The sequence below is a fragment of the Mucilaginibacter sp. genome, assembly GCF_036383575.1.
Classification (GTDB): Bacteria; Bacteroidota; Bacteroidia; order Sphingobacteriales; family Sphingobacteriaceae; genus Mucilaginibacter.
In genome coordinates, this window is sequence record NZ_DASVOB010000061.1 from 1 (window position 1) to 14,437 (window position 14,437).

14 protein-coding genes are annotated in these 14,437 nt (G+C 43.5%); 9 read left to right on the forward strand and 5 right to left on the reverse strand.

Annotated elements, in window-relative coordinates:
• Positions 1 to 382: 382 nt before the first annotated feature.
• A complete protein-coding gene (locus tag VF500_RS02075; protein WP_330858085.1) occupies positions 383 to 2,053 on the reverse strand; it encodes a molybdopterin-dependent oxidoreductase in 1,671 nt (556 codons plus the stop codon).
• 152 nt (positions 2,054 to 2,205) lie between these two features.
• On the opposite strand from VF500_RS02075, the gene VF500_RS02080 reads away from it, so the two are divergent.
• The gene (locus tag VF500_RS02080; RefSeq protein ID WP_330858086.1) at positions 2,206 to 3,270 is read left to right on the forward strand and encodes a tellurite resistance/C4-dicarboxylate transporter family protein; all 1,065 of its coding nucleotides are present in this window, start codon (positions 2,206 to 2,208) and stop codon (positions 3,268 to 3,270) included.
• Positions 3,271 to 3,293: 23 nt separating this feature from the next.
• On the opposite strand, the gene VF500_RS02085 is transcribed toward VF500_RS02080, so the two are convergent.
• Positions 3,294 to 3,899 (reverse strand): hypothetical protein, encoded by a 606-nt coding sequence (locus VF500_RS02085; RefSeq protein WP_330858087.1) that lies wholly within the window; start codon positions 3,897 to 3,899, stop codon positions 3,294 to 3,296.
• A 194-nt stretch (positions 3,900 to 4,093) separates the two neighbouring features.
• On the opposite strand from VF500_RS02085, the gene VF500_RS02090 reads away from it, so the two are divergent.
• The 5 genes from VF500_RS02090 to VF500_RS02110 all read left to right on the forward strand — a co-directional run bounded on the left by VF500_RS02090 (position 4,094) and on the right by VF500_RS02110 (position 8,790).
• Positions 4,094 to 4,699 carry a DUF4142 domain-containing protein gene (locus tag VF500_RS02090; protein WP_330858088.1) on the forward strand — a complete coding sequence of 202 codons (606 nt, stop codon included), beginning with the start codon at positions 4,094 to 4,096 and terminating at the stop codon, positions 4,697 to 4,699.
• A 123-nt stretch (positions 4,700 to 4,822) separates the two neighbouring features.
• Entirely contained in the window at positions 4,823 to 5,839 is a 1,017-nt protein-coding gene (locus tag VF500_RS02095) for a Gfo/Idh/MocA family oxidoreductase (protein WP_330858089.1), read from the forward strand.
• A gap of 39 nt (positions 5,840 to 5,878) precedes the next feature.
• A complete protein-coding gene (locus VF500_RS02100) occupies positions 5,879 to 6,367 on the forward strand; it encodes a TlpA family protein disulfide reductase (RefSeq protein ID WP_330858090.1) in 489 nt (162 codons plus the stop codon).
• Positions 6,368 to 6,902: 535 nt separating this feature from the next.
• Positions 6,903 to 7,982, forward strand: coding sequence for a glycine cleavage system aminomethyltransferase GcvT (gene gcvT / locus VF500_RS02105; protein WP_330858091.1), 1,080 nt, complete (start codon positions 6,903 to 6,905; stop codon positions 7,980 to 7,982).
• Positions 7,983 to 8,073: 91 nt separating this feature from the next.
• Positions 8,074 to 8,790, forward strand: coding sequence for a 2-phosphosulfolactate phosphatase (locus VF500_RS02110; RefSeq protein WP_330858092.1), 717 nt, complete (start codon positions 8,074 to 8,076; stop codon positions 8,788 to 8,790).
• A gap of 138 nt (positions 8,791 to 8,928) precedes the next feature.
• Here the strand turns inward: VF500_RS02110 and gltX are convergent, their stop codons facing one another.
• On the reverse strand, positions 8,929 to 10,458 hold the full coding sequence (gene gltX, locus VF500_RS02115; RefSeq protein WP_330858093.1) for a glutamate--tRNA ligase: 1,530 nt from the start codon (positions 10,456 to 10,458) through the stop codon (positions 8,929 to 8,931).
• Positions 10,459 to 10,668: 210 nt separating this feature from the next.
• On the opposite strand from gltX, the gene VF500_RS02120 reads away from it, so the two are divergent.
• On the forward strand, positions 10,669 to 11,886 hold the full coding sequence (locus VF500_RS02120) for a HAMP domain-containing sensor histidine kinase (protein WP_330858094.1): 1,218 nt from the start codon (positions 10,669 to 10,671) through the stop codon (positions 11,884 to 11,886).
• Complete coding sequence (locus VF500_RS02125) at positions 11,861 to 12,376, forward strand: DinB family protein (RefSeq protein WP_330858095.1); 516 nt, start codon at positions 11,861 to 11,863, stop codon at positions 12,374 to 12,376. The genes VF500_RS02120 and VF500_RS02125 overlap by 26 nt, the downstream gene beginning before the upstream one ends.
• A gap of 22 nt (positions 12,377 to 12,398) precedes the next feature.
• Here the strand turns inward: VF500_RS02125 and VF500_RS02130 are convergent, their stop codons facing one another.
• Together VF500_RS02130 and VF500_RS02135 are read right to left on the reverse strand one after the other, a co-directional pair.
• Positions 12,399 to 12,878: a hypothetical protein gene (locus tag VF500_RS02130; protein ID WP_330858096.1), complete on the reverse strand. Its 480-nt coding sequence runs from the start codon at positions 12,876 to 12,878 to the stop codon at positions 12,399 to 12,401.
• A 99-nt stretch (positions 12,879 to 12,977) separates the two neighbouring features.
• Positions 12,978 to 13,355 carry a DUF6249 domain-containing protein gene (locus tag VF500_RS02135; protein ID WP_091210100.1) on the reverse strand — a complete coding sequence of 126 codons (378 nt, stop codon included), beginning with the start codon at positions 13,353 to 13,355 and terminating at the stop codon, positions 12,978 to 12,980.
• A gap of 168 nt (positions 13,356 to 13,523) precedes the next feature.
• Between VF500_RS02135 and pdeM the strand changes: the two genes are divergently transcribed.
• Complete coding sequence (gene pdeM / locus VF500_RS02140; RefSeq protein ID WP_330858097.1) at positions 13,524 to 14,183, forward strand: ligase-associated DNA damage response endonuclease PdeM; 660 nt, start codon at positions 13,524 to 13,526, stop codon at positions 14,181 to 14,183.
• Positions 14,184 to 14,437 lie beyond the last annotated feature (254 nt).

Here is a 14,437-nt window from a genome sequence, read left to right on the forward strand (position 1 = left end):
TATCTCAAATTAGTTGCTTAGATCATAGAAATCGAGGAGCGGCATGGGCAAAAGCACTTGGGGCGAGGCGGCAATCCCGTAGCTATACAGGGCGGACATGCATTGGCTACGAGATTGCCGCGCTACGCTCGCAATGACATGTTTTTTTTATTTCAAAATAGATATAATTTCATCTTCCGAATACCTGTGGTGACAACACCAACAACGGCGCAGTTTTTTTTGGAAAAATCCAAGAATCCCAAAATCCTTTAATCCGGGTTCAGATAATGGCGTTGCCTGCGGCCGGGCTATCCGCTCATACGCCTGCAGGCATTACGCTCCCGGCCGGTATCCGCTTCTATCCCTAACGCAAATTTCCATATTTGACTCACATCCTGATAAATCACGTATTCGCAATCAAATCAAAATATTCATCGTCTTCATTCTTCCCGCCAAAACCTTTACCAATGGTTTCGTGACTTTCTACAAAATCAACCCGGGCAATCCATTTTACCATTTTATAGCCTAACTGATTTTCTATACGAAGCCGGAGCGGAGCACCGTAAGCCGGGGTAAGCGGTTCGTAATTCATTTCCCAGGCTAAAATTGAGGCCGGCTTCATACAATTATCAAGCGTGTGGGTATCATAATAAGTGCCGCCATACAAGCCTTCTCCAAACGAATAAAAAGCAACTGTTGTCACATTTGCATGCGGTTTAACCAATTCAACAAGCGCTTTTATGGGCACACCGCCCCACTCTGCAATGCCCGACCATCCCTGGATGCAATGGTGCATAGTTATATTTTGCTCCTTGCCGAGGTTAATCAGGTCCGTAATTGATAACTCTACCGGGTTATCAACCAGCCCGCCAACTTTCAGCTTATAATCTTTAAACCCATCGGCCGCCATGTTGCGCCACTCTTCAGATTCCGGGACCTTTCCGTTTGCCCAAAAATAAGGCGAGATATCTTTTGGCTGATAATAGATATGGGGTTTAAATTTATTGATAGAGAGTTTCCACAATGTTCCGTTAATAAAGGCTTCTATTTTTTGCAGCAAACGCGGCCTTCTCCATGATAGCCAATGCGCAAAAAAACCAAACGCTACTATAAACAATATAAAGCCCAAACCAATGTAAAGCCCCGAGGCGTCAGTAGGGCTATCCGTTCCGTTTATAATATGGTTGATGTTACGGACGAGCCCTGTCGCCGCAACCATGCTTACATGGATCACAATAAAAGCCAGGTAAGCCAACATCACTAAAAAATGAACAGAACGGGCGCCCTGCCTGTTCCCGAATAGTTTGGGTAGCCAGTGAAACCTGTTTTCAATAGCTGGCGACATGGCCATACCACTAAACATAGCAAGAGGGGCAAGTATAAACACCACTCCAAAATAAGAAAGCTGCTGCAGCGCATTGTAATGATAAAAACCGTTAGGCTCAACCGGCATATTCAGGGTAGCGTAATGCACAAACACGTTCCATGAATCGGGCAGTATTTGCCAGGATACAGGTACAAGCCGTTTCCATTGGTTGGTAGTAAAAAGCAGCACGGTAAATATCACACCATTCAAAAGAAAAAACGGAACATTGATAAAATGCCAGCAACGGGCAAGCCCCACAGTATGCCGGTAACCGGGGAGGCCAACAACCGGGCTTAAATAGCGGGCCTCATCTTTTGCCGTCCATATTTTATTGTCGGGTATTTTTAAGGGGGTGAATTTGATCCATTCAGAATCGGGCGTGCAGTCGTTATTCCAGTATAACCGGGGATGATCTGCCAGGATAGAAAGCCCGCTTCTGATAATGATAATTAAAAAGAAAAAGTTAACCCAGTGGCTCAGGCATAACCACCAGGGAAAACCTTTAGGATCAGCTTCGGTAACCGGAGCGAAAGAAGCGGATGGATCGGCAGGAAGCCCTGAGGTAAGATACTGCAGCCATGCTACGCCAACAGTTGCCAGCAGCAAAGCACCAATAGCTACAAATACATAAGGTTTAATTCCTAAAAATAATCTCCTGTCTGCCGGAAAATGAACCGCTTGTTCCGCTGCGTTAAAATTGGTAAACATATAAGGTAGGTGTAATTTGTTAAGTAATGGCTTACATATTATTTTAAAATATTGCAACACAGTTAAAGGTAATTAATAAATTATGGATATTTATCGAATATAATCGAAATGCAAAAGCTTATATGCCGCTATATATAAACCTCATATTGTAAATGATAGACCAACACCCGCCGCTGTCAAAACCGGGCGAACCCATTACAGGCCATTCGCTCCAGTCCTTTTTTCCGGGCTATTTTGCGTTGGTGATGGCAACCGGCATTGTATCCATTGGTGCTTTTTTATATAATATGCCACTGATTGCCAACATCCTTTTTGTGGCGAATATTGGTTTTTACGTAGTGTTATGGGCTATTTTCTTACTGCGGGTTATCAAATATCCTGCAGCTGTTTGGAAAGATATCACCAGCTCATCGCGCGGGGTTACCTTTTTAACCATGGTTGCTGCCAATAATGTTTTGGGCAACCAGTTTGCTTTAATGACCCGCCACCAGGAGATAGCTGTATTTTTATGGTGGCTGGGGATTGCATTATGGGGATTGATCACCTACACCTTTTTTATTGTCATTACCGCAAAAGAACCCAAGCAAGGGGTAGAGGCCAGCTTAAGCGGGGCCTGGCTGCTTATTGTGGTAGCTACAGAATCCGTTGCGGTACTGGGTGCATTGATTGCCGGCCAAACGGTCAACGGGGATGTAGTGATCTTCATATCATTTTGCGCTTTCCTGATCGGGGGCATGCACTACATGGTTTTTATTTCCCTGATCATTTATCGCTGGCTTTTCATGAGCATGAAGGCCGAGTTGCTTACGCCGCCCTATTGGATAAATATGGGGGCGGTTGCCATAACAACACTGGCCGGTTCACGGTTGTTGATCTACGCACGTACTCATGAATGGATAGCTGGTGTTCAGTATTTTTTACCGGGCTTTACCGTTTTTTTCTGGGCCTTTGCTACCTGGTGGCTCCCCATACTGTTTTTACTTCCGGTATGGCGACATGTTTTACAGCGGGTGCCGCTTAAATATGATCCGCAGTACTGGTCGCTGGTATTCCCGGCGGGTATGTATACGGTAGCTACTTTTAATCTTTCAAAAGTTCTTGATCTCCCATTTGTTATGCACATCTCAAACGGATTTATTTATTTCTCGATGGCTGCATGGCTGATAGTTTTTACCGGTATGGCACGCAGTTTTATCCGGCTTATTCTACCTAAATAATCCTGCTCAACGTAAAACCTGTATTATAAATACAAACTATCGGCCTTTTCAAACAGTTTCCTGTTACATTCAGTAGCCCCTAACGAATAGTTAAAACGTGATAGCGCATAGAGCAGCGGATACTTTGTCGGCGCTATTTCCTTTTGCTGCAAATCGCTAAGCCAATCGGCACCATCAAATTCAGCACGATATTTTTTTTCGAGACGTTCGTAGATCCCGTAAGCATCGTCATGATCAAGCCATTCAGGTTTGATGTATAGACCGGTGAGGTCGCCCATTTTTTTGCGTTCTTCTGCCTCTGCAGTATCGGCACTGCCAAATACAAAATAAAAATACAGCCACAGGGCCAGGCCGGCAACCCCAACTAACAAAGCTGTTGAGTCCCGCTCAATAAAAAAGAAAATTAAAGCAATAAAAGCTACGATCAGCGAAACCATGCGGGCGTAACCGGCAATAATGCTTTGGTAATTCAGCGGGATATTAAACCCATTGCGGCTTCGCCAGGCCGACCGGGTTACCAGCATAGAACTGGTAGGAAACAGCGGAATGCCAATAACCACAAATTTGGTCTCTATCCACTGCCCGTTAACCTCATGCACTTTGCCCAAAAACAATGATCCTATTAACATATCGGGTATAATTTAGTCGTGTTATTATATATCACAACTTATAAAAGTGCTTTTAAACAAATGTTAAATATTTATTAAAAACTAAATATTAACGTAGAGCCCCAAAACACTCCGCCTCTGAGTTTTACAAATAAGAAAATCAAACTTAATTAAGTATAAAATGTTAACCTTAAAAACAATATAAAACACCTACTATGAAAAGATTAAGTTTAATGGCGATGATGGCACTTGCGGCCTTATCGTTCCAGGCCTGTAACGGCGGAGCTAAAAGTGGTGCTGTTGATAGCTCGGCAATTGTAAAAGACACCGCCGACAGCGCCAACAAGGTTAAAGACACCACCACCACAGGTAAAACAGGAATTGCTGTTACTGCCGATGATGCAAAATTTGCAACCGATGCGGCCAATGCGGGCTTAGCCGAAGTAGCTATTGGGCAGCTGGCCAGCGAAAAGGCAACCAATGCCAAAGTAAAAGACTTTGCCAAAATGATGGTTACCGACCATACCAAGGCAAACGATGAGTTAATGGCCATCGCCAAAACCAAAAACATTACCCTGCCATCGGCACCGGACGAAGATCATCAGAAAAAGAAAACCGAGCTTGCCGCAAAATCAGGGGCCGAGTTTGACAAAGCTTATGTTGATGCCATGGTTGGCGGTCATAAAAAGGTTGAATCACTGTTTGAAGATGCTTCAAAAAACTGCAAAGATGCCGATCTGAAAGCCTTTGCTGCCAAAACATTACCGGTTATCCAACACCATTTAGCCGAAATTGAGGCTATCCAAAAGGGATTGAAATAATCAGCAATTGATTAGTTCAGAACGGGAAAGGGAGATGTAACAATCTCCCTTTTTCTTTTTAATTGCTTGTACAGGTGTAGCTAAAACGATACTTTTAACACAGCAAAATCTACTATAAACATTATGTCGAAACCAATAGTAACCGGCCTCATGGCCTACGGAATGTCGGGACGGATTTTTCACGCCCCGTTTTTAACTACCAATCCGGGATTTACTTTCAAAGCCGTAGTAGAGCGCCATGAAAAAAAAGCCGGCAAAAAATATCCTGATGTGATCAGCTATGATACCATCGACCAGTTGCTTAACGACGACGAAATAGAACTCATTGTTGTTAACACCCCTAACAATACCCACTTTGACTATGCGATACAAGCCCTTAACGCGGGTAAGCATGTTTTGATCGAAAAACCTGCAGCCGTAACCTCAAGCGAGGTAAAAGCGCTGTATGATCTGGGTAAAAAGCTCGATCTGAAAGTGATGATCTACCAAAATCGCCGTTACGATAGCGGTTTCCTTTCGGTAAAGGAAGTAATTGAAAGCGGCAGGTTAGGGGAGTTGATCGAAGTTCATTTCCGGTTGGACAGGTACCGCATGGCTATCGGCGTAAAACAATTCAAGGAAACAGCCGGCGTTCCGGGAGGTGGTCTTACTTATGATCTTGGTGCACATTTGGTTGATAATGCCATCAGTATTTTCGGCAGGCCGTTGAGCTACGAAAAAACTACCGCAGCACACAGGCCAGGCTCGCAGGTTGATGATTATTTCAATATCCACCTCAAATACCCTAACCAGCTTAATGTTTACCTTACTTCGGGACTACTCATTGCCGAGCATACTTACGGCTTTGTGGTGCATGGCACATTAGGAAGCTTTGTTAAAATGCGCACCGATGTTCAGGAAGCCCAGCTTGATGCAGATATGATGCCAACCGACGAGGGCTTTGGTATTGAACCGGAAGGCTGTGACGGCAAACTGGTGTTAATGGGAGCCGACGGACAAAAAACCATAGAGTGGATAAAGTCACCAAAAGGTAATTATAACGGGATATTTGATGCCGTATATCATACTGTGCGCAAAAATGCGTTATTCCCGGTAACCGAAGAGCATGTTGCCTGGCAAATTGAATTGCTTGAAAGCTAAAAATGTTGTAACTATGCTTATTAAACGCTAATTAAAATAATGAAGAAACTGTATTTACTGCTTTGTCTGATTATTGCCACCGGTTGCAGCCAGGCACAAACGCCGCCTGCCAACTCGGGCTTACCGCCATATCACATCCTCACTACAGACAGTGTTTACGTTACTCCTGCTAATTTAAAAAAGAACAAGCCGGTAATGGTGATCTATTTTTCGCCCGATTGCAGCCATTGCCAGCACCTGATGTACGATCTGAAACCCGAATTGCCCAAGCTAAAAGATGTGCAGATCGTGATGATCACCTTTATGCCTATGCTAAAAGGTATCCAAACCTTTCAGCGCGATTTTGACCTGGCTAAATACCATAACATCACTATCGGCACAGAAGGTTATACGTACCTGGTACAAAAGTTTTACAGCGTACAAACCACCCCATACATTGCCATTTATGACAAGTATGGTAAATTAGTTCAGTCGTACCCTAAAGTGCCCAAAATTCCGGTGCTGATGGAAACGCTAAAGAAAGTATAAAGTAGCTAACTTATAACAAAGCCGGTTAACGTAACGTTAACCGGCTTTGTTGTTTTAATAACCTCTCAGGGGCTCTCGCAGATTTAAGTTAACCCACAAAATTGTTTTGTTGTCTAATCAACAAGGCCTTTTGTTTTGCTCCTCTGGAGCAAAGGGTATTTCTATACTTTTTATGCTACAAACCTTTTGCACCTCTGGTGCACCTGTCCTTAAGTACATTTCAATTAATACCTGATTATTAAATTATAAAAATCCTCCAGAGGGGGAAAAGGTTTGTAGAAATCACGTCGCCCCTCTTATCCGAACCCCAGAGGGGTTCAACTCGTGCGGATTGGGTACTCAATTGGCAATGGTCATTTGACTTTCAATTTTGCGAGTTAACTTAATCTTGCAGAGGCCCCCCGGGGGAATACGTCCGGCTTTTTGTTTTCAATGCGATTTAAGACAATCAGCAAAATCAACGCAATCAAAACCAATCAACGGTACTGATTACGCTTCAGATTAGTTACCTTTGCGGCCATTATTTAAGTTGACGATGAAGAATACCGCATTAACCGATATCCACGTAAAAACCGGCGCCAAAATGGTTCCATTTGCCGGTTACAACATGCCAGTTCAATACGTTGGCATTAACGCCGAACACGAAACCGTGCGTAAGGCCGTTGGTGTTTTTGACGTAAGCCACATGGGCGAATTCATTTTGAAAGGCGAAAACGCGCTTGACTTGATTCAGCGTGTTACCAGCAACGATGCCTCAAAATTATATGATGGCAAAGTGCAGTACTCATGCCTGCCTAATGAAGATGGTGGCATTGTTGACGATCTGTTGGTTTACCGAATAGATGAGAAAACCTATATGCTGGTGGTTAATGCATCAAACATTGAAAAAGACTGGGACTGGATCTCCAAATACAATACCAACGGCGTAGATATGAAAAACATATCCGACCGTACATCACTGCTGGCTATCCAGGGTCCCAAAGCTGCCGAAGCTTTGCAAAGCCTTACCGATACCGACCTGGTATCTATGGAATACTACACCTTTACAAAAGGCACATTTGCAGGCGTTGACAATGTAGTGATATCTGCCACAGGTTATACCGGTGCTGGCGGTTTTGAGATCTATTTTGAAAATCAATATGCCGAACAGATCTGGGATGCTATTTTCAAAGCAGGCGAACCTTTCGGCATTAAGCCAATTGGTTTGGGTGCGCGTGACACCCTCCGTTTAGAAATGGGCTTTTGCCTTTACGGTAACGACATAGATGATACTACCTCTCCGCTTGAAGCAGGGTTAGGCTGGGTAACCAAATTCAATAAAGAATTTACCAATGCCGAAGCACTGCAAGCCCAGAAACAAGCCGGTGTAAGCCGCAAGCTGGTAGGCTTTGAAATGATAGACCGTGGTATCCCCCGTCACGATTATGTGATAGTTGATGCCGATGGCAATACTATTGGTAAAGTAACTTCGGGCACGCAATCGCCATCGCTACAAAAAGCTATTGGTATGGGCTATGTAGATACCGCTTTCGCCAAAGAAGGCACCGAGATCTACATCAGTATCCGGGATAACAAAATTAAAGCGCAGATTGTAAAACCACCGTTTTATAAATAGGTCATTCCTTTCAGGTCATTGGGTCATTAAGTCATTTTTTATTTACTTAACCAATGACCTGATGACTCAATGACATAATGACCAATCACAAATGAAAAAGGAATTAAACGTTTGCCTGACCCCTGCACTATTGCCACTGTTTAATGTGGAAGATTATATTGTAGTGGTTATTGATATTTTCAGGGCAACATCATCTATATGTTATGGTATTGAAAACGGTGCTGAAGCTATTATACCGGTATCACAAGTTGAGGAGTGTGCCGCGTATAGAGAGAAAGGGCTGGATTACCTTCTTGCCGCAGAACGCGACGGATCGGTAGTTGAAGGTTTTGATTTTGGTAACTCACCATTTTCTTACACTAAAGAAAAAGTAGCCGGTAAAACAATAGTGTTAACCACTACCAACGGCACACATGCGCTTCATCTATCGCTCAGCGCTAAAAAAATTGTTATTGGTTCGTTTCTGAACCTTACAACTTTAAGCAATTGGCTTAACACACAAAATGAAAATGTACTGCTGGTTTGTGCCGGCTGGAAAAACAATTTCAATTTGGAAGATACCTTGTTTGCCGGCGCTGTAATTGAACAGTTAAAAGACAAAGACTTCGTATTGGATGATGCTGCTATCGCCGCTAATGATCTTTTCCAGATCGGCAAAACCGATATCAATGTTTATCTCAAAAAAACATCACACGGCGAGCGCCTTAAAAAATTAGGTATCGAAAAAGATATTGAGTTTTGTTTACAGGTTGATCTGACTACTGCAATTCCTGTTTTGGAAGGGGAGAAGTTGGTGAAGCTTAAATAACCCTCTTAAAAACCATGTCATTGCGAGGAGCGGCCTGGGTAAAAGCATCAGGAGCGACGTGCAATCTCGTAGCCAGGCATATTGAATATGCATAGCTACGAGATTGCCGCGCTGCGCTAGCAATGACATAGTTTTTTATTAAACAGCTGGTGCAGTAAACTCCACAAGCGCTTTTTCAATCCTGCTGATAGTTTCCTCCTTACCCAGCAGGGCAACAATATCAAATACATGCGGGCCAAACTTGCCACCAACCAGCATAATGCGGAAAGGCAGCATTATATCACCAACCTTTAAGCCTTTCTGTTCGCCAAGGGCTTTGAATTTAGCCTCAAGGTTGTGCGCTTCAATAGTTACCTCATTATTTAATAAAGCGATGAACTCACGATAAAATTCTGTTTTGGTATCAGTCCACTTAGGTTTTACCGCGTTAAGATCATACGCTGCCGGTTGCTCAAAAAAGAAGCCAGCCTGCTGATAAAAATCAGGCAGTAACACACAACGGTCTTTGATCAAACCGATAACTTTTGCCAGATACTCGTCGTCGTTAACAACAACGCCTTTATCAGCAAATACTTTCTTAACTGCCAGCTGCAAATCGCCTACTGCCAACTTCTTAATCCACTCGGCATTGAACCATTTGGCTTTTTCAAAATCAAACTTGGCTCCCGATTTATTAACCCGCTCTATCGAGAATTTTTCGATCAGTTCATCCAGCGTAAAAATTTCCTGTTCGGTACCATCGTTCCAGCCTAAAGTAGCCAGCAGGTTCAGGAATGCTTCAGGTAAAAAACCAAGCTCACGGAAACCCGGAGTTAACTCGCCCGATTTTGCATCAAACCAGTTCATGGCATAAACAGGGAAACCCAAACGGGCGCCATCACGTTTGCTCAGTTTACCATGACCGTCTGGTTTCAGTATCAGCGGCAGGTGAGCCCATTGCGGCATATCTGCTTTCCAGCCCAGGTACTCCCAAAGCAGCAAATGCACTGGCGCCGAAGGCAGCCATTCCTCGCCACGGAAGGCGTGAGTAATCTTCATCAGGAAATCATCAACCACAACAGCCAAATGGTAAGTAGGCATACCATCGGCTTTTAACAATACTTTATCATCAACCAGGCTGGTTTCAAAGCTCACATACCCGCGGATCATATCATTAAAACTCACCGTTTCGCCTTCCGGCATTTTGATGCGGATCACGTGAGGTGTTCCGGCAGCAAGCAGCTCGTCAACCTCATGTTGCGGCAATGATAACGAGTTACGTAAAGTATGGCGATAGGCCAAGCCGTATTGAAAGTTAGGGATCTCCTTACGGTTTTTGTCAAGCTCTTCGGCAGTATCAAAGGCATAATAAGCATGACCTTCCATAACCAGGCGTTCGGCATATTCGCGGTAAAGCGGTTTGCGCTCGCTTTGACGGTATGGGGCATACGGACCGCCGGCAACGGGGCTTTCATCGGGGTGAAGACCGCACCATTTAAGGCAGTTTAAAATATATTCTTCGGCACCTTCCACGTAGCGGGTTTGGTCGGTATCCTCAATTCTTAAAACAAAATCGCCGCCATGTTTTTTGGCGAATAAATAGTTGAACAACACAGTGCGCACACCGCCAAGGTGTAAACCACCTGTAGGGCTCGGCGCAAAACGGACTCTTACTTTTTTATCGGTCATGATGGGGGCAAAGATAGTTTATAAGTCCGGAAGTCGGAAAGTCCGTGAGTCCGAAAGATTAGAAGTTTAAAAGTCTGCCCGAAAGTAAAATCCGAACTTTTTGCCGGATCAATCTGCGGACTTGCGGACTTTCCGACTTCCGGACATCTCCCTCCCCAACAAAAATTATATTTTACAAAGCAATTTTACGTTATTTGGGCTGTGCCCAGCATGAACCCATATCAACAGAAAAAACGTTGGAAATATTTACTCCTCACCTTTGCAGTAGTAATTGCCAGCGGTTCATTATTTTACACCAGCTACCTGGTAAAAAACATTGCCCGTTCTGAGCGTACCCGTGCCCAGGTTTGGGCCATGACCATGAGGCAGTTATTAAACTCAGACGATGACGATTTTTTCAGTTACGTGATTTCTGTACGTGACAGTTTAACCGTACCCGCAATTATCACTGACGAAAAAGACGAGATCATTTTATGGCGCGGATTAGACACCACCAAAACTTACAACAAGCTGGAAGCCGAGAATAAAAAAGGAAAAAAATACGATCCGACCTATTTTGAGAATGAGCTGCAATACATGAAAGGCCAGCACGCGCCCATAAAGTTTAAAGTTTTGGGCGATAACAATTATGTTTACTATAAAGATTCTCCCTTGCTTACGCAGCTTCGGCTATTCCCTTACGTGCAGCTTACGGTAATTGCTATATTTTTATTAATGGCTTATACAGCCTTCAGTTCCTCGCGAAAATCGGAGCAGGACCAGGTTTGGGTGGGCCTGGCCAAGGAAACGGCACATCAACTGGGCACACCAATATCATCCCTCATGGCCTGGATTGAGCTGATGAAGGAGAAATTCAACGCTGAGGATGATGTACTGATGGCCGAAATGGAAAACGACGTAAAGCGCCTTGAAATTGTGGCCGACCGTTTTTCGAAAATCGGATCAAAACCGGTACTGGAAGAGCATGGTGTTTATGCTGTAGTGAAAGATTTTGTGGACTATTTCAAAGTGCGTGTAAGCAAAAACATCGGCTTTGAAATGACTGGCAACCCGCATCTTAAGGCTGGGCTTAATATCCCGCTGTTTGATTGGGTATTAGAGAATTTATTAAAAAATGCCGTTAACGCCATTGAGGGCAAGGGTAGTATTAAGGTTGAAATCAGCGGCAACAAGGTAAAGAACCAGATCTTTATTGATATTACCGATACCGGCAAAGGCATCCCGCGCTCTAAATTTGATACCGTTTTCCAACCGGGCTATACAACCCGTAAACGCGGTTGGGGACTGGGCTTATCGCTCACCAAACGGATTATGGAAAACTACCATAACGGGCAGGTATTTGTAAAAGATTCGGAAATAGGGAAGGGAACAACTTTCAGGATAGTATTAAAAAACACGCGTAATGATAACAAAACCAAAACCAGGTGATTATTCGCCGTTTGCAGCGGGATATGTAGGGCTTGTTGGCGACAACGATGTAATTAACATGCTTGAACAGCAAATGGATACCAGCTACCAGCTTTTCAGCAATTTAACCGATGAGCAGGGTTTATATGCGTACGCTCCCGGCAAATGGACAGTTAAACAAGCTTTGGGCCATATGATCGATACCGAGCGTACGTTTGCTTACAGGGCATTGGTGTTTTCACGCAACCACATCGAACTGCCTGGCTTTGACCAGGACGTTTATGTTAACAACACCGATTTCAACAGTCAAAATATAAAAGACCTTGCCGAAGAATTTAGGGCATTGCGCCATGGCAACCTTTATATGGTTAAGGCTTTCAGCAACGAGCAGTTAAATCGTAATGGTATAGCCAGTAACCATTTGTTTACCGTTACGGCCTTTGTATTTATGCTGGCCGGGCATGAGCGCCATCATTTAAACTTATTTAAAGAGCGGTACGGGATAGAGTAAACCTGCCGCTTTTTTAAACCGATTAATATCTTCTGTAAAAAACACGGGTACGCAAAAACGGCCAAACCAAACAGAATATTAGCCCCCTTAAAAACCAATACACCCCCCAGGGCATACTGGAGAAGATATTGTTAGGCATTTCCGGGCGACCACTGACAGCAACACAAATTGCCCCAATTATTGGCGATATAAACATCCAGCATGCCCAGGCACCTAATCCCCATAGAAAGGCCTTCCAAAACTGTGGTCGTGGACTAAATACCATATCATATATAACCTTATTTTCTTCTGGTATAGTAGTTGGTCTTTCTACAAAACGAGGCCTTTGATCGGATTTATCCTGACGGTTTTTCTGGGGCTTATCCTGACGCTCTTTTTGAGGTTCATCCCTTTTAAATTCGCTACCGCAATAAAGGCATTTGCTAATTTCCTGGGTATAATTATATTCAAGCTGTCCGCCGCAATTACTGCAACTAAGCGCTTTGTTGTTTGCTAATGACATGGTTTAAGCCCTGATTTATCGGGCGAATATACTTATTGGCCGCAAACAAAAAAAGCTCCGCCAAAGGGCTGGAGCTATAAATAATATTGATTAAATCGCTTACAGTTTTTCGATACGCTGATCTTCTTTATCCAGCACTTCCTTTTTTTCGATGCGGTACGAAATAAACAAACCAGCTCCTCCAAAAATAGCGATCAGTGCTACGTATAAAAAGAAAACATCATCGTCAAAACTATTGAATATACCACGGTTTAAAACATAGGCTAAAAACAAACCGATACCTGAACCAATGAGCAATAAGCCCCATTTTAAATTTTGATAAGGAGCCGATTGTGGTTTATAACTCCTTGGATCCATGTTTCGTTCAATCATAGCTAATTTCTCCCGTTTGTTTAAGTAAACGATCCCGAAGATCATTGCGAATAAGCTGAGGGGTATTATAATTCCTGCTAATACACCTAATTCACCTGCGCCCATAATATTTGTTTTTTTAATTAAGTTAATTTTGTTTTTTCTCTCTGTAAATACCCCGTTGTGGCGTATTTGTAAACTATGACCACACGTTTTTTAAACAGGTTACACCCTGATCAAAAATATTTTCACACCCCCTTTAGGGGGCCGGGGGGCTTGTGTAACTTTGCCTTAATGATAAGTGCGGCTACTCCTTTTAACCTGCTGGGGCAGGACCTTTTATTACTTCCACAAAAAGCTATTTACTGGCAGCAGCAAAAAGCGCTGATAGTTGCCGATGTGCACCTTGGCAAGGTTGGGCATTTCCGTAAGGCAGGCATAGCGGTACCGAGGGATATGGAGCAAAGCGACCTCGCTGTACTTTCCGATCTGATCTATGAACATAAACCGGAAAAGCTAATTTTCCTGGGCGATCTGTTTCACAGCGATATGAACAATGATTGGGATTGGTTTATTCTTTGGCGCAGCCAGTTCCCCGCATTACAGCTCATCCTCATCCGCGGCAACCACGATATCATTGACGATAAGCATTATCATAACCTGAATATCGAACTGCATAACGAACTATTGATAGCCCCTTTCCTGATGATGCATCATCCACTTTCCCATGATCAGCAGGAAGCTGCAGGTTATGTTTTTTGTGGGCATATTCATCCCGGAGTTAACCTAAGCGGCCGGGGACGGCAAAGCATCACGCTGCCTTGTTTTGCCTTCGGCAGCAGGCAGGGAATACTACCATCGTTCGGAAAGTTTACCGGGCGGGTAGCTATCAGGAGCCTTCAAAACGACAGGATCTTTGCCGTATTAAAAGATAAGGTTATCCCTATAGCTTAAATCCAGCTCATAAAACACGCTTTATTTCAACAAATTACCTGTCATAGCAGTGTATTTGAGCATTGAATGCCAGCGCATTGTTTTAGATTGATTCTAAATAGCTTTTTGATCTTCAATAAGCCAAAACCTCTTCTATGTTTTGTTATTTAATAAATACTTTTGCCTAATAAATCCAATTCATAATGAGCGAATTCAAACAAACCTTAAACTCGTCGCTGGGCAAAAAGCTGATCATGGCTTTAACAGGCTTGTTT

Excerpts from the sequence above, each read along its gene's own strand:
- VF500_RS02075 (WP_330858085.1), bottom strand. The coding sequence starts at position 2,053 with ATGTTTACCAATTTTAACGCAGCGGAACAAGCGGTTCATTTTCCGGCA.
- VF500_RS02090 (WP_330858088.1), top strand. The coding sequence starts at position 4,094 with ATGAAAAGATTAAGTTTAATGGCGATGATGGCACTTGCGGCCTTATCG.
- VF500_RS02080 (WP_330858086.1), top strand. The coding sequence starts at position 2,206 with ATGATAGACCAACACCCGCCGCTGTCAAAACCGGGCGAACCCATTACA.
- VF500_RS02095 (WP_330858089.1), top strand. The coding sequence starts at position 4,823 with ATGTCGAAACCAATAGTAACCGGCCTCATGGCCTACGGAATGTCGGGA.
- VF500_RS02100 (WP_330858090.1), top strand. The coding sequence starts at position 5,879 with ATGAAGAAACTGTATTTACTGCTTTGTCTGATTATTGCCACCGGTTGC.
- gcvT (WP_330858091.1), top strand. The coding sequence starts at position 6,903 with ATGAAGAATACCGCATTAACCGATATCCACGTAAAAACCGGCGCCAAA.
- VF500_RS02135 (WP_091210100.1), bottom strand. The coding sequence starts at position 13,355 with ATGGGCGCAGGTGAATTAGGTGTATTAGCAGGAATTATAATACCCCTC.
- VF500_RS02130 (WP_330858096.1), bottom strand. The coding sequence starts at position 12,878 with ATGTCATTAGCAAACAACAAAGCGCTTAGTTGCAGTAATTGCGGCGGA.
- gltX (WP_330858093.1), bottom strand. The coding sequence starts at position 10,458 with ATGACCGATAAAAAAGTAAGAGTCCGTTTTGCGCCGAGCCCTACAGGT.
- pdeM (WP_330858097.1), top strand. The coding sequence starts at position 13,524 with ATGATAAGTGCGGCTACTCCTTTTAACCTGCTGGGGCAGGACCTTTTA.
- VF500_RS02120 (WP_330858094.1), top strand. The coding sequence starts at position 10,669 with ATGAACCCATATCAACAGAAAAAACGTTGGAAATATTTACTCCTCACC.
- VF500_RS02085 (WP_330858087.1), bottom strand. The coding sequence starts at position 3,899 with ATGTTAATAGGATCATTGTTTTTGGGCAAAGTGCATGAGGTTAACGGG.
- VF500_RS02125 (WP_330858095.1), top strand. The coding sequence starts at position 11,861 with ATGATAACAAAACCAAAACCAGGTGATTATTCGCCGTTTGCAGCGGGA.
- VF500_RS02110 (WP_330858092.1), top strand. The coding sequence starts at position 8,074 with ATGAAAAAGGAATTAAACGTTTGCCTGACCCCTGCACTATTGCCACTG.